18 protein-coding genes are annotated in these 16,685 nt (G+C 41.9%); 10 read left to right on the forward strand and 8 right to left on the reverse strand.

Features of this window, described 5'->3' with window-relative positions; genetic code table 11:
- Positions 1-2: 2 nt before the first annotated feature.
- Together L0B70_RS02470 and gldC are read left to right on the forward strand one after the other, a co-directional pair.
- Positions 3-983 (forward strand): gliding motility protein GldB, encoded by a 981-nt coding sequence (locus L0B70_RS02470; protein WP_235142742.1) that lies wholly within the window; start codon positions 3-5, stop codon positions 981-983.
- A 35-nt stretch (positions 984-1,018) separates the two neighbouring features.
- Positions 1,019-1,345: a gliding motility protein GldC gene (gldC, locus tag L0B70_RS02475; protein WP_235142743.1), complete on the forward strand. Its 327-nt coding sequence runs from the start codon at positions 1,019-1,021 to the stop codon at positions 1,343-1,345.
- 75 nt (positions 1,346-1,420) lie between these two features.
- Here gldC and L0B70_RS02480 read toward each other — a convergent pair whose 3' ends face one another.
- Entirely contained in the window at positions 1,421-2,878 is a 1,458-nt protein-coding gene (locus L0B70_RS02480) for a T9SS type A sorting domain-containing protein (protein ID WP_235142744.1), read from the reverse strand.
- Positions 2,879-3,076: 198 nt separating this feature from the next.
- Here L0B70_RS02480 and L0B70_RS02485 point away from each other — a divergent pair, with 198 nt between their 5' ends.
- The 4 genes from L0B70_RS02485 (at position 3,077) to L0B70_RS02500 (ending at position 5,647) form a co-directional block, all read left to right on the forward strand.
- Positions 3,077-4,216 (forward strand): cystathionine gamma-synthase, encoded by a 1,140-nt coding sequence (locus L0B70_RS02485; protein WP_235142745.1) that lies wholly within the window; start codon positions 3,077-3,079, stop codon positions 4,214-4,216.
- Positions 4,217-4,284: 68 nt separating this feature from the next.
- Positions 4,285-4,788, forward strand: coding sequence for a DinB family protein (locus tag L0B70_RS02490; protein WP_235142746.1), 504 nt, complete (start codon positions 4,285-4,287; stop codon positions 4,786-4,788).
- 2 nt (positions 4,789-4,790) lie between these two features.
- Positions 4,791-5,246 carry a GNAT family N-acetyltransferase gene (locus L0B70_RS02495; RefSeq protein WP_235142747.1) on the forward strand — a complete coding sequence of 152 codons (456 nt, stop codon included), beginning with the start codon at positions 4,791-4,793 and terminating at the stop codon, positions 5,244-5,246.
- Positions 5,222-5,647, forward strand: a complete 426-nt coding sequence (locus L0B70_RS02500; protein WP_235142748.1) for a YchJ family protein — start codon at positions 5,222-5,224, stop codon at positions 5,645-5,647. Before L0B70_RS02495 ends, L0B70_RS02500 begins: the two co-directional genes overlap by 25 nt.
- A 45-nt stretch (positions 5,648-5,692) precedes the next feature.
- On the opposite strand, the gene L0B70_RS02505 is transcribed toward L0B70_RS02500, so the two are convergent.
- A complete protein-coding gene (locus tag L0B70_RS02505; RefSeq protein ID WP_235142749.1) occupies positions 5,693-5,926 on the reverse strand; it encodes a VF530 family DNA-binding protein in 234 nt (77 codons plus the stop codon).
- Between the two features lie 71 nt (positions 5,927-5,997).
- Positions 5,998-7,017: an LLM class flavin-dependent oxidoreductase gene (locus L0B70_RS02510; RefSeq protein WP_235142750.1), complete on the reverse strand. Its 1,020-nt coding sequence runs from the start codon at positions 7,015-7,017 to the stop codon at positions 5,998-6,000.
- A 302-nt stretch (positions 7,018-7,319) separates the two neighbouring features.
- Here L0B70_RS02510 and L0B70_RS02515 point away from each other — a divergent pair, with 302 nt between their 5' ends.
- Complete coding sequence (locus L0B70_RS02515) at positions 7,320-7,868, forward strand: L-threonylcarbamoyladenylate synthase (protein WP_235142751.1); 549 nt, start codon at positions 7,320-7,322, stop codon at positions 7,866-7,868.
- A 77-nt stretch (positions 7,869-7,945) separates the two neighbouring features.
- Here L0B70_RS02515 and L0B70_RS02520 read toward each other — a convergent pair whose 3' ends face one another.
- From L0B70_RS02520 to L0B70_RS02530, 3 genes are all read right to left on the reverse strand, one after another.
- Positions 7,946-8,404 (reverse strand): DUF1801 domain-containing protein, encoded by a 459-nt coding sequence (locus L0B70_RS02520; protein WP_235142752.1) that lies wholly within the window; start codon positions 8,402-8,404, stop codon positions 7,946-7,948.
- Between the two features lie 3 nt (positions 8,405-8,407).
- Positions 8,408-10,549 (reverse strand): DPP IV N-terminal domain-containing protein, encoded by a 2,142-nt coding sequence (locus L0B70_RS02525; RefSeq protein WP_235142753.1) that lies wholly within the window; start codon positions 10,547-10,549, stop codon positions 8,408-8,410.
- Between the two features lie 63 nt (positions 10,550-10,612).
- A complete protein-coding gene (locus L0B70_RS02530; RefSeq protein WP_235142754.1) occupies positions 10,613-11,314 on the reverse strand; it encodes a phosphatase PAP2 family protein in 702 nt (233 codons plus the stop codon).
- 186 nt (positions 11,315-11,500) lie between these two features.
- On the opposite strand from L0B70_RS02530, the gene L0B70_RS02535 reads away from it, so the two are divergent.
- On the forward strand, positions 11,501-12,010 hold the full coding sequence (locus L0B70_RS02535) for a YceI family protein (RefSeq protein ID WP_235142755.1): 510 nt from the start codon (positions 11,501-11,503) through the stop codon (positions 12,008-12,010).
- A 69-nt stretch (positions 12,011-12,079) separates the two neighbouring features.
- Here the strand turns inward: L0B70_RS02535 and L0B70_RS02540 are convergent, their stop codons facing one another.
- Positions 12,080-12,685 carry a hypothetical protein gene (locus L0B70_RS02540; RefSeq protein ID WP_235142756.1) on the reverse strand — a complete coding sequence of 202 codons (606 nt, stop codon included), beginning with the start codon at positions 12,683-12,685 and terminating at the stop codon, positions 12,080-12,082.
- Between the two features lie 25 nt (positions 12,686-12,710).
- A complete protein-coding gene (locus L0B70_RS02545) occupies positions 12,711-14,339 on the reverse strand; it encodes an acyl-CoA carboxylase subunit beta (protein WP_235142757.1) in 1,629 nt (542 codons plus the stop codon).
- A 360-nt stretch (positions 14,340-14,699) separates the two neighbouring features.
- On the opposite strand from L0B70_RS02545, the gene L0B70_RS02550 reads away from it, so the two are divergent.
- Together L0B70_RS02550 and L0B70_RS02555 are read left to right on the forward strand one after the other, a co-directional pair.
- Positions 14,700-15,587, forward strand: coding sequence for a DMT family transporter (locus L0B70_RS02550; protein ID WP_235142758.1), 888 nt, complete (start codon positions 14,700-14,702; stop codon positions 15,585-15,587).
- Positions 15,587-16,669 (forward strand): PorV/PorQ family protein, encoded by a 1,083-nt coding sequence (locus L0B70_RS02555; protein ID WP_235142759.1) that lies wholly within the window; start codon positions 15,587-15,589, stop codon positions 16,667-16,669. The genes L0B70_RS02550 and L0B70_RS02555 overlap by 1 nt, the downstream gene beginning before the upstream one ends.
- Positions 16,670-16,685: the final 16 nt, after the last annotated feature.

The raw sequence follows: 16,685 nt of genomic DNA on the forward strand, positions 1-16,685 counted from the left end.
TAATGAAGTTTTTTAGATATGTATTCTTTTCCGGCGTTTTCCTTTGGGCCGCTGTTTCCTGTAACAAAAAGACAGAAGACCACTGGAAAGTGGAGATTACAAAACCCGCGCAGAAAGTGGAAGCCATCGATATTTCGAAAGAGTTTTATGCAAATAATACGTCTTTAGAAAGTTTTAAAGCAAAATATCCGTGGTTTCAGGGCACGGTTTCCGATGAAGATTATGCGTTGCGCCGCGCCGATGCGGAGGAAGCAAAAATCTACAAAGATGCCGTTGCTAAAATTGATATTCCGAAACTGAACGCGGATCTGACGGATCTGTTTTCGCACGTTAAATATTATTTCCCCAACTTCAAAGAGCCGAAGGTTTTTCTCTATTCGTCCGCTTTGCAGGGCGTGATGGATCCCATCTTTTATCATCCGCAGCAAAATATGATTTTTATTGATATTACAGGTTTCATGGGTGAAAACAATCCGAATTACAAAGGTTTGGAGCAGTATTTTCAGGTTTCGATGAACCCGCAAAATATTGTACCGAAAGTTTCGGAGGTGTTGGCAGAAAATTTTGTAGAGCCCGACATGGATCATCAGAAATTTATCGATGAGCTCATTTATAATGGAAAAATATCGACGCTGCAGGATGCTTTTCTTCCGGACTTTCCGGATTATTTAAAAATGAATTATTCCCAAAAACAGTACGAATGGGCAAAGGAAAACGAAGTGAACATCTGGAACTTCTTTGTAGAAAACAATCTGGTTTTCAGTGACGACATTCAGCTGCAGGAACGATTCATCAAACCCGGACCTTTTTCGAAATTTTATACGGAAATCGACAACGAATCTTCGCCGCAAGTCGGAATTTTTATCGGCTGGCAAATCTGCAAAAAGTTCTTTCAGGAAAAACCCGACACAAAATTAACCGATTTTCTGAAGATAAATGCACAGGAAATCTTTAATCAAAGCAATTATAAACCAAAAAACTAAGAGCATTTAAAAACGCTTTAACAGAATTTAAAAATATGAAAAAGACTCAGATCACGATAGATATCGAATTAGACGAAAATCACGTGCCCGAAAGAATGCTGTGGAATGCGCAGGATGGCGGCATCGAAAAGGAAGAAACCAAAGCGACGATGATTTCCGTGTGGGACGATAAAAAAATGGAGGCACTACGCATCGATCTCTGGACGAAGGAAATGCCGGTCGATCAAATGAAAATGTTTATTCATCAGATCCTTGTATCCTTGGGAAATACGTACCAAAGAGCTACGGGCGAAGAAGACGTTGCAGCCTGGATTGAAGAAATGGCAGAAGAATTTGCCACGCGATCTGCAATAAAAATGTAATTCGAAATAAATATTAAAATAAAATAAATGCCGTTTCAGTGCTGAAACGGCATTTGTTATTGGAAAGCGTTTTGTTTATTTTTTAATGAATTTAAAACTGCTCATCTTCCCTCCATTTTGAAGGAGAAGCATGTAATTTCCTTTTCCAAGCTGCGAAAGATTAACTTTATCAGTGCTCACACTTCCTGATTTAATTAAACGGCCGGAAAAATCTACGACTTTATACGTCAGATTTCTTTCTTTGGAATTGATCGTAATAAAATCGGTAACTACCGTTGGATAAACCTTGATGTCGGAACGAACTGCATTATCCGAAGTTGCCAAAAGCTGTTCAAAATCCAGTGTTGGATAACCGTCATTTTTCGAAGCATCAAAATACCAAACAGCAGTTGATCTTCCGGCGTTCAAGCCGTCCGCAAGTGTTTGACTCTGCATTTGAGTGGAAGTCCAGGCCTTTATATCATACGTTGCAGGTGCTGCCAAAAAAAGACCGATGGGATCGATGGGTGCATTCGTGAAGTCGTAATAGATATTAGACGCGCTCATATTCGCAACAAATCCTGCGAAACCGCCGCTCGCGCTCACATTATTTACGGTACCTGTGGAATAAACATTGGTTGTAACGGCATTACTTTCCGGTCCGCCATAAAATCCTCCTACTCTTTCGGAAGAAGCATAAACATTGGAGCGCGTATAAGAATCTGAAATTTCGTTATTTCTGTTCGGTCCAAATGCCATTGTGCTGTATCCGGCAAAACCACCTACAATATACTGGCCGGAAACGGTTCCTTTAGCATAGGTTTTTGAAATGGAAGTTTTGTCCCAAACGGTCCCAACTATACCACCAACTTGGTTTACGCCGCTCACATCGCCTTCCGCAGAAGAATTGCTGATGCTGGAATTGGATAAAATTCCGCCCACTAAACCACCAATATTAAAATCGGTTCCGGAAATATCTACATTTTTCGCGTGGCAGTTATCCATTGTACTGTTCGTAGATAAATTCCCGACAATACTTCCAACCGTGTCGTGTCCGGAAACAGTAACATTTTCGGCCGTAAGATTATCGATTTTACCATTAAACATTTGTCCGACAAAGCCGACAAAATCTCCCGAAGGAAGGTTGATCTGGATATTCAGGATTTTTTTGTTGTTGCCTTTAATAATTCCGGAGAAGGGAAACTGATAGCCTTTTCCGATCGGCATCCACAGATGCGCACCGAAATCCATATCATTGCCGAAGGTTACTGTTTTGCCGACGAATGCGTTGCCGGCATTTACAATTTTGGCAAGGCCTGCAACCTGAGCCGGTGTCGTCAACGTGAATTCCGTAGCGGTAGCATTGTACCAACTTTCAACGGCATTGTCCTGCCACAAAGTAGTAGGTGCCTTTAGAAAAAATGCCGCGTTAGACGGGGCAACAGGTGTTAAGAAATTTACATTTTCTCCTTGGTTTGGAGCTTTAATGAGCTGGGCAGAAAGACCCTGACTTGCGGCGGTAAACAGCGCCAAAAGAATAATTCCTTTTTTCATAATACTTATTTAAATTAGGTGCATAAATACAATGTTTTCTTCATCGCGACCAAGTAAAAAAAGCTTTAAAGTTTGCAAAATGCGCGAATTTTGCAAAAATTAGCTGCGAAAAACGCCTTCACAAAGCACCGTAGAATCCTTAGTTAGAATTAGCTTCGTATCTTTGTCCTTATTAATGAACTTAAAATTTTAAGAGAAATGAACTTCAATACCAAAGTTATACACGGTGGTCAGCACCACGAATCAGCCACAGGATCGGTAAATGTTCCCGTATTTTTAACCTCCACTTTTGCGCAGAAATCGCCCGGAATCCACTCCGGTTACGAATATTCCCGCGCCGCAAATCCCACAAGACAGGCTTTGGAAGACAGTTTGGCCTCCATCGAAAACGGCGCCAGAGGTTTGGCTTTTGGGTCGGGACTGGCAGCCATCGACTGTGTTTTAAAATTGTTGAATCCGGGCGATGAGGTAATTTCCGTGGATGATTTGTATGGCGGGAGCTATCGAATGTTTACGAAACTTTTTGAAAAGTACCAGTTGAAATTTACCTTCGTGAGTTTTGAAGACGTTTCGAAAGTGGCGGATTCCATCACCGACAGAACAAAACTCATCTGGTTGGAAACACCGACGAATCCCTTAATGAAACTTGTGGATATTAAAGCGGTAACCGACCTAGTGAAAGGCAAAGATATTTTGGTCGCCGTAGACAATACTTTTGCCACGCCTTATCTGCAGTTGCCTTTAGATTTGGGCGCCGACATCGTAATGCATTCTGCCACAAAATATTTGGGCGGACATTCGGATGTAATTGCCGGAGCATTGGTTGCAAAAACGGCAGAACTCGGAGAGAAACTCCATTTTATTCAATTTGCGAGCGGTGGAATTTTAGGACCACACGATTCCTATCTTGTTTTAAGAGGAATTAAAACCTTGGCTTTAAGGGTTCAGCGACATTCGGAAAACGGACTGGCAGTCGCCGAATATCTGGAAAATCATCCGGCCGTGGAAAAAGTTTTTTATCCGGGCTTAAAATCTCATCCACAGCATGATCTGGCAAAAAAACAAATGAAAGATTTTGGCGGCATGGTTTCTTTCACCTTTAAATCCGGCAAGAAAGAAGATTCTGTTAAGTTTTTAGAAAAGGTAAAAGTGTTCACTCTGGCCGAATCCCTGGGCGGTGTGGAATCTTTGGCAAATCACCCGGCGCTAATGACGCACGCTTCCATCCCGGCAGAAAAACGTGCAGAACTGGGGATTACAGACGATCTCGTTCGCCTGAGCGTCGGCATTGAAGACGAAGAAGATTTACTGGCAGATCTGGAAAGAGCTTTCGGTTAAACAAAAAATTACTTGAAAAATAAACCTTCAAACTTAGAAAAGCTTGAAGGTTTTTTATAATTTTGAATATGACCGAATTTCAAAAATACATTCAACGCTATCTCGATCTAATTCCGGGCGAAAACTGGCAGTCTGAACTGAAAAATTCCGGCGCGCAGACCTTAGAGATCTACGAAAAACTTTCGGAAGAGCAGTCCAACTTCGCGTACGCCGAAGGAAAATGGTCTTTAAAGTTTTTGCTGCAACACCTCATCGATGCGGAGCGGATTTTCGTTTACCGCGCCTTACGCTTTTCACGGAATGACCATACCGAACTCGCAGGCTGGAACGAAGAATTGTACGCGCAGGAGTATCATTTAGAAAATGTTCCCCTGAAAAATCTGGTGGATGAATTCGATCATTTGCGAAACTCTAATATTCTATTTTTCGGGAATTTAAAAGCGTCAGGTCTTACCCGAAAAGGAGTGGCGAACGGCAACGAAATTTCGGTGGAAACTCTGGGCAAACTTATTATCGGTCACAATATTCATCATTTAAATATCATCAGGGAACACTATCTAATAAATTTTTAAAAATGCAGAACACAAGAAAAGCAATTATCGAAGATTGCGCAGAATTATCCGTTCTGTTTGATGAATACAGGATTTTTTATCACAAAAAAAGTGATGTAAAAAGCGCTGAAATTTTTCTGAAAGATAGAATGGTAAATAAAGATTCCGAAATTTATATCGCTGAGTCCGACGGAAAAATAGCCGGATTTGTTCAGCTTTATCCCTTGTTTTCTTCCACAAGAATGCAAAAGTATTGGCTGCTGAATGATTTGTACGTAAATGAAAATTTTCGGGGCAAAGGTTTCTCGAAGCTGTTGATTGAAGAAGCAAAAAATCTGTGCCGCGAAACTTCGGCTTGCGGAATGCTGTTGGAAACCGGAAAAAATAACGAAATAGGAAACCAACTCTACCCAAAGTGTGGTTTTGAACTGTACGACAGCGTTAATTTTTACGAATGGACGAACCCGGAACACGCCTGATTTTGATGGAAAACGAATCGAAACCATATTGCCCCTGCTGCTCCGGAAAACTCTATAACGAATGTTGCCAACCTTATCATCAAGGTGAAAAACACGCGGAAACCGCCGAAACATTAATGCGGTCCAGATTTTCGGCCTTTGCCTATCCGAATAGCGAATACCTGATGGAAACGACATTACCCTCGAAACGAAAATTTCACCGGAAAAAAGACCTACAGGAATGGGGCGAAATTAATGAGTGGACAAAACTCGAGATTGTGCGAAAACCCACGCCAGATCAGGTGGAATTTAAAGCGTATTATAAAGATGAGAAAGGAAAATCAGAAATTCATCATGAGATTTCTGTGTTTCAAGAACTGAATGAGCGGTGGTTTTACGTCTCCGGCGAGTTTCCGGATTAATTTAATTGAAGGTTAACCATTTTTGAAGAACTATTCTTGTGATCTTTACTGCTTCTTTTTCTGGCGCAAAACGTAGAGGTACAGACTTTCAACTTTCGCTCTTGCCCACTCGGTTTTCCGCAAAAATTTCAGAGAAGATTTTATGCTCGGATTATCCGTAAAACATTTAATGTTGATCTGTTCGCCCAGTTTTTCAAACCCGTCGTAATAGTCGACCAGTTCTTCCAAAATGGTATCCAGACGTTTGCCGTGCAAAAGATCTTGAGCTTTTTCGTGCATAGTTGGTAAAAGTAGGAAATTGATATTTAAATAAAAAAATTCCACCGAAAAATCTTCCGATGGAATACCAGTTATCTAACGCTGGGTGCTACTTTTTCGCCAAACAATTCGATGGATTTCATCATAATGTCATTTTCCGGTGCGCCAACATCCATATGTCCGATAAATCGCGTGATGCCGAAAATTTCTTTCATGTAAGCGATTTTATTTGCAACTTCAGTCGTATTTCCCACAAACAAAGCGCCGTCTTTCGCTCTTCCGCCGTCGTACTGCATTTTGGTGTACGGCGACCAACCTCGGGACGCGCCAATCCGGTCCATCTGAGCTTTATAATTGTGAAAATAGCCGTCGATCACCTTCTGATCCTCGCTCACAAAAGTGTGGGAATGAATGGCGATCTGCATTTCAGATTCGTTGTGGCCTGCTGCCAAGTATTCCTGCTTGTAAAAATCGATGAGACTTTTAAACTGAATCGGCATACCGCCAATAATGGCCACAACCAAAGGCATTCCCAGTTTGGCTGCACTTAATACAGACTGCGGCGTACCGCCCACAGCTCTCCAGATCGGAAGTTTGCCGTCGTTTGTAGCTCTGGGGTAAACGGTTTGGTTTTTCATGGGTGCTCGAAGTTTGCCCGTCCACGAAACGTTTTCTTCAGCATTTATTTTGAGCAAAAGTTCTAACTTTTCGTCGAACAGCTGCTCGTAATTTTCGAGTGAATAGCCGTACAGCGGAAAAGATTCAATGAAACTGCCGCGACCTACGAAGATCTCAGCTCTGCCGTTGGAAATCAAATCTAAAGTGGCAAAATCTTCATACACTTTCACGGGTTCCGAAGAGCTTAAAACCGTAACGCCACTCGCAAGTTTAATGTTTTTTGTGATACTGGCGGCCGCAGCCAAAACCATTTCGGGGGACGAAACCGCATAATCGGCGCGGTGATGCTCGCCCATGGCAAAAACATCAATTCCAACCTCATCCATCCGTTTTACCTGCTGCACAATTTCGCGGATCTTTACACCCGCATCTTTATATTTTCCTGTGGTCTGATCGAAGGCTAAATCGCCAAACATTCCTATTCCTAATTCCATATTTTTAAGATTTTGATAGGACAAAGGTATGGTAATCAATATTTAAAAGCATTGATGAATGATAAGAACGACGGCAGAAAGTTCGGTGTGAATTTTATACTATTGTGTTGCCAGTCGATAGTGGCGTGGGTTTATTTCTTTTAGGTAGAAAAAGACCGATTGGTTTTAGACAAAACGAAAGACCCGCGCTTAATTTAACTTTTTTTGAAAACAGACTAAAAGCCGGTTCCTTCTACAAACCGCAGCATTCCATTCTATTTTTAATTACTTTTGCACCTATCTAGTTACTTATCAAAACATTCATGGATCAACTAATCGACACTTTAAAATCCGGCGGAACTATTCTTTATCCAACCGACACCATTTGGGGAATCGGCTGCGACGCTACAAATGCGGAAGCCATCAACAAAATTTTCGATATTAAAAAAAGGGAGAAAACCAAGTCGATGATTATTTTGGTCGAATCCGCGAAACGTTTGCAGGATTTGGTAGAAGTCCCAGAAATGGCCTGGGAAATTATGGACCTTTCGGAAAAACCTGTGACTTTAATTTATGACAGTCCGAAAGGTTTGCCGAAGGAAATACTTGCAGAAGACGGCAGCATCGGCATTCGGCTCGTGAATGATCTCTTCCTGAAAAAAATCATTACGAAGCTGAACAAACCTTTGGTTTCCACATCCGCCAATTTTAGCGGCGCAAAATCACCTCTGAAATTCTCTGATATCTCACAGGAAATTATCGATTCCGTGAATTTTGTAGCGGAAGAAAATCACGATAAAGTTTCGGAATATTCGGGTTCTTCCGTTATCAGAATCTGGAATGACGGGCGGATTAAAGTGCTGCGGGAATAGTTTTTTTTGGACACGCCAAAAGTTTATGCTTATTAAAGTAAAAATATACCTTTTAAAAGTTCAGAAAAAGCAGCTGACTATTTCTTCTTAAATTCCCGTTCATATAAAACAATCCAATCTTGTGGAGTTATTTTCTGACATAATTCCGCAATTAAATCAAACGGAATATCTTCAACTTTCTTGAATCGTATACACGATTTGCCCACATCTAATTTTCGTGCAGAATATTTCGGAAATTCGGTAACGAACCAGTCCAGTAATTCGGGATTCGCATAAATTCCCATATGGTAAAGCGCAATGAAGTTTTTCTGCGAAGCCAAATTAATAAAGGGCAACGGCGTGTTGGGCGTACAGTGGTAACCTGCGGGATAGGTTTCCAGCGGAATGGTCCAACCAATCATGCCGTACGATAATCCTTCCTGAAATCCTTGCGGCAAATTTTTGGAAATGGTTTGGTAAAGTGTCCGGAATGCCGTTTGCCGGTCTTCCGGAACGTTATTTAAATATTCTTCAAGGGAGTTGGCTTCAATTTTCATGTCCTATTTCTTCAAATATTCATCAAAATAATCGGTCACTTTTTGCATCAAATGAACTCGGTCTTTCCCCAAAACATTATGTTCGTGACCCGGATAAACAAAATAATCCATCTGAACGCCATTATCCACGGCAGCTTTTAAAAATTTAATGGAATGCTGCCAAACCACTACATTATCCTGCGCACCATGAATCATGAGCAAATGACCTTTTAAATTTTGAACTTTATCTAAAAGGTTCGCCTGTTTATAGCCTTCGGGGTTGTTTTGCGGAGAATCCATGTATCTTTCGGTATACATGATTTCATACATTTTCCAGTCGATCACCGGACCGCCGGCCACACCGACTTTAAAAACTTCGGGATGTTTCAGCATAAAGCTCGTCGTCATAAATCCGCCAAAACTCCAGCCGTGGATTCCCAGTTTATCGGCGTTCACATAAGGTAAAGATTTCAAATATTCCACACCTTTCAATTGATCCCGCATTTCTACATCGCCTAAATGACGGAAAACCGCCTGTTCAAATTTCAGTCCACGGTTGGAGGAACCGCGACCATCCATCGTGAAGACAATATATCCTTTCTGCGCCATAAATTCGTACCACAAGTTCCCGGAAGCAGGAAATGCGTTGGTTACCAATTGCGCATGCGGACCGTTGTACAGATACACGATAACGGGATATTTTTTGTTCGCATCGAAATCGGTTGGCAAAATAATTTTACCGTAAAGTGGCGTTCCATCTTCCGCTTTTAAGGTTACATTTTTTATTTCGGGCCGTTGGTATTTTTTCAAAGGATCGTCCGCGGTAAGAATATTTTTGAATTTATCGGTGTTGGTGTTGATAAGATTAACCACACGCGGCGTGGTTGAGTTACTGTAAATATCGTAGAGATGATTGCCGTCCTTGCTCAAAATTCCCGTATGCATTCCGGGCGCGCTGTCTAATTTTTGTGTTTGGAAGGTGTTCCAGTTTATTTTATAAAGATGTCTTTCCAGCGGAGTTTCCTGCGTGGAAGCAAAATAAATCTCTTTCTTTTTCTCGTTGAAGCCGAGCAGTTCGGTTACGGACCAGCTCCCTTTTGTAAGCTGCGCCACCAAACCTTTTTCTAAATTATAATGGAAAAGATGATTGAAACCCGTTCTCTGGCTCTGCCAAACAAAATCGGTGCTGGAGTTCGGGAAGAAACTCAAAGGTGTTTGCGGTTCCACATATTCCGCGGATTTTTCCTCGAAAACGGTTTTCATCAAATTTCCGGTGACCGCACTGTACTGATTCATATGCAGATCGTTCTGGTCGCGGTTCAGGACGCCCACAAAAACGGACTGCGAATCGGGATTCCAGGTGACCGCCGTTAGATACTGTTCCGGATCACCTTCAATATTAAGAAATGTTTTTTTGTCGGTTTTAATATCATAAATTCCTAAGGTCACATGATGACTCGGCGTTCCCGCCATTGGGTATTTGATGTTTTTATTCGCCGCGGGCGTCACGCTCCAGTCGATGATCGGATAAGAAGTAACCATGGTCTGATCCATGCGGTAAAAAGCGATCTGCGAATTGTCGGGGGAAATAAAAATGCCTTTATCGATGCCGAACTCGCGCTGATGAACCGCCTGTCCGTTCACAATATCTTCATTCTTATCGTTGGTGATCGCTACAACTTTGCCGTTCTTATTCAGATAAAGATTGTTTTTAATGGTGTAGACAAAACCCTGATTGTTGCTGAGCATTTGCACGTTTTCTGCCGCCTCGTCGAGAGAAGTCCAGTCTTTCACTTTCCAGTCTTTTCCGCTGCGTTCCACCCAGAAATATTTCGAGCCCTGCGTGAAATATCCTTTATCTTTAGTAATAAATGTAATTCTCGGAAAGCTTTTTAAAATATTTTCCCCGGAAAGATTTCTATTCAGTTGCGACAGCGAAACCAAAGTATCCTGTTTCAAACTCGGCACTTCCGTAATTAAATAACCGTTTTTCGTGCCCTGATAGAAGGATTTGCTGTCGTCGCTCCAGGAAAACTGAGAAATATTTTTAACCGCCAGATTGCTTCGAAGTCCGTTAACGGCTTCGGCGATGGTAAATTTTTGAGTTTGTGCGGAAAGAAAACTGCCTGTAAGCAGGATGAGCAGAGTAAATTTTGAAAATTTCATTTCTTAAAAATTAGATGGCTAAAAATAAGAAATTTAAATGACTGTTAAAAAACGTTAAGAAACTTAGTTTGGGTAAATTACTCCGGCGAACGGATCTTTGCCCGGTTTCGGCCGGTTCCATTTATACTGATGCGTCCAGTAAGCGGCTTTCATGGAAAGAATGCCCAAACCCGCGCCGAATAGCACATCGGAAATGTAATGTTTATTGTTCGCCATCCGCATCATTCCAATTCCGGAAGCGAAACCGTATGAAACGTAGGGAACCCATTTGTATTCTTCTCCATACTCAATGGAAAGCATCGTCGCGCCCGCGAAAACATTCGCCGTATGTCCGGAAGGAAAGGAATATGCCGTGCCGTCGGGACGCGTTTTTTTTAAAGTTTTTTTCAGCACATAAACGAGCCCCAGATTCACGATCTGGCCTTTCAGCAGAATGGCCGACCGGTTTTTCCAGTCGGTGCGGGGTTTCATGCCGGCAAGTTCGAAACCATAGATGGCCAGAAAAGGCGCGAACTGCGCGTAATCGTCCAGATGATTTTCAAAACCGAAAATATGTTCGTTTCTTTCTTCTACGATCTCATTTTTTAGGGATTCGCGGCCGTTACCATCAGCAATAATTCCCGAAAGCATTAAGCCTAGAGGAACGTACATTTTTTTATATTGAAAGTCGAAATGCTTGTTTTCTACTTGGGCGGTGTCTTTAATTTGAGCAAAACCCAAAAAGGACACACTGAAAATCATCAGGAATAAAAAGAATTTCTTCATGCGCTAAATTTAGGAAAATGCGCGGGAAGTTCCTCAACGTTACATTTAATATAAAGAATCGTGGAATAATTACCGAAATTATTGATTTCTTACCCTACATCAATACGATTGTAATTTTGTGGAAGTATCTTTGCACTATCAATTTTGAACAATCACATTTAATAACAATAAAATAAAAAAGACATTATGGCTACAAAATGGAATTTAGACCCAACGCACAGTGAAATTACTTTCAGAGTAAGACACATGATGATTTCTAATGTTAAAGGTGCCTTCACCGATTTTACTTCCGAAATGGAAGCTGAAGACGATACTTTTCAAAAAGTATCCGTGAAAACTACCATCCAAACAGATTCTGTAAATACCAACAACGCCGACCGCGATACGCATCTGAAAAGCGAAGAGTTTTTCAATGTTGCCGTTAACCCGGTAATTACATTTGAATCTGATTCTTTAAACAACGATGTTACGGGTAATTTAACCATCAACGGCGTTACAAAACCGATTACTTTGGACGTAGATTTTGGTGGCATCAACGTAGATCCCTGGGGAAATACAAAAGCCGGTTTTTCTTTTGAAGGGAAAATCAACAGAAAAGATTTTGGTTTAAACTGGAACGCAGCTTTGGAAACTGGGGGCGTAATGGTTTCGGACGAGGTAAAAATCGCGGGAGAACTGCAGTACGTAAAGGCGTAATTGCGCTTGCCCATAAAAACAAAGTTCACCTTATTCGGGTGAACTTTTTTATTTTATAATCAATTCAATTTAGAAAAAATACCAAAAATTGGTGTCGTAGGTTTTAGAGATTTTCTTCGTGCATTTTTCGAACGTTACCTTCATTTCTACGTTGTCGATCACGCTTCCCATATAAGTAAATCTGGCTTTTCGGTCGGACGACGTTTTTTGCGAGCCGTCGCGGTACGTGACCGTCCATAAATACGTGTAATTTGTATCGGACGTTTCTGGCTCGAAGACAACCTGATGATCTTCGGCGCGGATTTCTTTAAAGGCTTCCAAAGGGAGATCGCATTTTGCGCTGTCGCCAGGCAGAATATTCGATGTGGGTGCGATCACCTTCACCATTTTTTTACATTTGGTTTTTCCGTTTTTGGTTTTGAGCTCTAAATTTAAAACCGCCTCACCCGGAACTGCGCCTTTCAGCGTGATTTCACTTTGATGAGTTCCATTTTCCAAAAGAACTTTCTGGTCCAGATAGATCCACTCATAACAGTTTTCACATGGCGCCGCGGCCGTCGTGGCTTTGTACACCTGCTTCTCCCCAACCTGAAGCTGGTCTGCACCGTCAATAGTGCACTGCGAGAAGGCAAAACTGAAATTCAGTACTGCTAAAAAGAATAAAAATTTTTTCATCGTTGTGTGTGTTTGTGGTTAATGTTTATACCTGAATAACTCCTAAATTAAATTTTTCCGTGATCGGCGCATGATTCGCCGCTTCAATTCCCATAGAGATCCATTTTCTTGTGTCGATGGGATTGATGATGGCGTCCGTCCACAACCTTGCCGCAGCGTAAGTCGGTTCCGTTTGTTTTTGGTATTTCTTCGAGATGGAGTCCAGGATTTCCTGATGTTCCTTGTCTCCAATTTCTATTCCCTGTTTCTTTAAAGTGGAAGTTTGAATTTGTGCCAAAACTTTCGCCGCCTGGCTGCCGCCCATCACTGCCAGTTCGGACCAGGGCCACGCCACGATCAATCTGGGATCATAGGCTTTCCCGCACATGGCGTAATTTCCCGCGCCGTAGGAATTTCCGGTGATCACCGTAAATTTCGGCACCACAGAATTTGCCACGGCATTCACCATTTTGGCGCCGTCTTTAATAATTCCGCCATGCTCCGATTTAGAACCTACCATAAATCCGGTAACATCCTGTAAGAAAATCAACGGAATTTTTCTCTGGTTGCAGTTTGCGATAAACCGCGTTGCTTTGTCCGCAGAATCCGAATAAATTACTCCGCCAAACTGCATTTCGCCTTTTCCGTTTTTCACCAATTTTCTTTGATTGGCAACAATTCCCACACTCCAACCATCAATTCTCGCCGTGGCGCAAATGATGGTTTTACCGTAATCGCCTTTGTATTCTTCGAACTCCGATTTATCGACCAAACATTTAATAATGTTAAAAGTATCGTACTGATCGCCTCTGGAAACCGGCATGTGGCCGAAAATATCTTCGATATTTTCTTTCGGCGGAAAACTTTCTGTACGGTCGAAACCGGCTTTTTCGTAATCGCCGAGGGATTTCATAATATTTTTAATGCGGTTCAGGGCATCCTGATCGTCTTTCGCTTTGTAGTCCGTAACACCCGAAATTTCGCAATGAGTTGTCGCGCCGCCCAACGTTTCGTTATCGATGGTTTCGCCAATCGCGGCTTTTACGAGGTAACTTCCGGCGAGAAATATAGAACCGGTTTGGTCTACGATCATGGCTTCGTCACTCATAATCGGCAGGTAAGCGCCACCGGCCACACAGCTGCCCATCACGGCAGAAATCTGAATGATTCCCATGGAACTCATTTTCGCGTTGTTGCGGAAAATTCTTCCAAAGTGCTCTTTGTCCGGAAAAATTTCGTCCTGCATCGGAAGAAAAACGCCGGCGGAATCCACCAAATAAATAATGGGTAATTTGTTTTCCATGGAAATTTCCTGTGCCCGAAGATTTTTCTTCGCCGTGATCGGAAACCACGCACCGGCTTTCACCGAGGCATCATTCGCTACGATTAAACATTGCTTGCCCGAAACATAACCCATCACCACAACCACGCCGCCGCTCGGGCAGCCGCCCTGTTCTTCGTACATTTCGTAGCCGGCAAAAGCACCGATTTCGATGGAATCTGAATCTTTATCAAGAAGATATTCAACTCTTTCGCGCGCCGTTAACTTGCCTTCATCACGCTGTTTCTGAAGACGTTTTTCGCCGCCGCCTTTCTTTATTTCGCTCAGAAGACCATTGATCTCGCCGAGTTTTAACTTATTTTGATCTTCTCTTTTATTAAATTCTAAATCCATCGTTAAAAAAAATTTGTCTAAAGATAAGATTTTTAATCCTATTTCCGCGGTGGAACCGGCGTTCTATTAATTATTTGAGTCTCAGAAATCTAATGTTGCTGCACTAAAAAATTAAAGTGAAATTTTTTAAAATATTTTTTCTTTTTTTGCGTTACTCAATTAGAATTCTAAAATAGTTTCATGAATTTTTGAAATTCGGTTCCTAGTTTATTTTTTTAATAGTTTATTATTTGAAGGCCCCAAAAGTTGAAAAGACTTTTGGGGTTTTTTGATGAAATTTTCAGAGAAAGCGCGTTGATGCCTACCTTTAATATAAAAGGGAAATTGTAGATTTGCACCAGTTAAAAAAAATCATCATCCGTGTTTAAAAATTCCGCACTTTTCCGCCTGCATCTTATCGTTTTTTTGTGGGGATTCACCGCAATTCTGGGCAAACTAATCCATGCCGGCGCAAATTTGCTCGTCTTTTACCGCATGGGATTTGCCGCACTTTTCCTCTATATTTTTATCCGATTTATTAAAAGAGAAAGCCTGTACGTCCCGCGGAAACTTCTCATGCAGCTTGCTGCGATCGGCGGCGCCATGGCGTTCCACTGGTTCTGCTTCTTCTACTCCATCAAAGTTTCGAATGTGGCGATCGCGCTGAGTTGTCTTTCACTTTCTACCATTTTTGCCTCTATTTTGGAACCCATTGTCTTTAAAAGAAAAGTTGATGTTTCCGAAGTCATCATGGGCATCGTGATTGTAATCTGTATGGCACTCATTTTTAAAGCGGAGTTTCAGTATAAAGAAGGAATTTTCTTTGGAATTCTCACGGCGCTTTTCGGTACCGTTTTCGGCGTTTTCAACGGAAAAATTTTTGGTAAAACGAGTTCCGGAAATATTATTTTCTACGAAATATTTTCCGGCTTTTTAATTTTAACGGTATTTTATCTCGTCACGGGGCAAATTTCGCAGCTCAACGAAATAAGTTATCGCGATTTGACGTTAATCATTATATTGGCAAGCGTTTTTACGGCGTTTCCGATGCTGGAATCGGTGAAACTGATGAAATACATTTCTCCTTTTACCTTAATTTTAACAGTAAATCTGGAGCCGGTTTACGGGATTATTCTGGCCTTTTTTATCTTTGGAGAATCCGAACAGATGAGTCCGATCTTTTATATCGCCTCGTTAATAATGATTTTGGCGATTGTTGCAAACGGAATTATCAAAACGCGAAGAGCCACCAAAAAAGTAGAAATTTGATGAAAAAAATATTCTTTGCCCTTTTTATTTTATGCGGAATTTTTTCTGAGGCTCAGATCATTCGAAAGTATTCGAATGAATTTCTCAATATCGGAGCAGGTGCAAGAGGCCTTGCAATGGGCGGTGCCGTGATTGCGAATCAAAATGACGTGTATTCCCCCATGTGGAATCCCGCCGGTCTGATCGGGATCGACCGCGATTGGCAGGGAGCTGCAATGCATGCGGAATATTTCGAATCCATCGCTAAATACGATTATCTGGCGTATGCCAAACCTTTAGATAACAATGGCGGTGTTTTCGCCATTTCCGTTGTCCGTTTAGGAGTCGACAACATTCTGAACACGACTCAACTTATCGATTCTGAAGGAAATATCGACTACGACAAAATTACAAGTTTTTCTCAATCTGATTATGCGGCACTGCTTTCGTACGCGTTTCGTCCGGGGGGCGATCACCGGCTTGCTGTGGGTGTAAATGCAAAACTCGTGTATCGGAATGTGGGAAAATTTGCAAGCGGTTACGGCTTTGGTTTCGACCTCGGTGTTTTGTATAACGCCGACACGGGGTGGAATTATGGTGCCATGTTGCGCGATGCCACAACAACGGTTAATTTCTGGACAGTGAATCAGGACGAACTTTCCGCCGTGGTTAACGGTGAGGAATTTAATCCCGCACCTACCGATAAACTGGAAATCACCATGCCAAAACTTAACCTCGGTATGAGCCGAAATTTCGAAATCAACCGTGATTTGGAATTTATGCCCGAAGCAGGATTAAATATCGATTTCGCGAAAACTGCGGCGCTGATTTCCACCGACTTTGCGAGCATCACGCCGTATGCGGGCGCAGAACTGAAATTTCAGGATATGATTTTTGTTCGCGTTGGTGTGAACAGATTTCAAACGATTACCGACATCGAAGACCTAAAAAGAAAAGTATCTTTTCAGCCCAGCGCCGGTATCGGCATTAAATATCAAGGCTTAACGCTCGATTACGCCATCACCAATTCGGGGATCGGCGGTTCTAATTTTTACTCCAACTTTTTCTCCCTGAAACTTGATATGGGAGATTTCCGGAATTAATTTACCTTTAAGAAAA

It is taken from the genome of Kaistella sp. 97-N-M2 (genome assembly GCF_021513235.1).
Taxonomy (GTDB): Bacteria; Bacteroidota; Bacteroidia; order Flavobacteriales; family Weeksellaceae; genus Kaistella.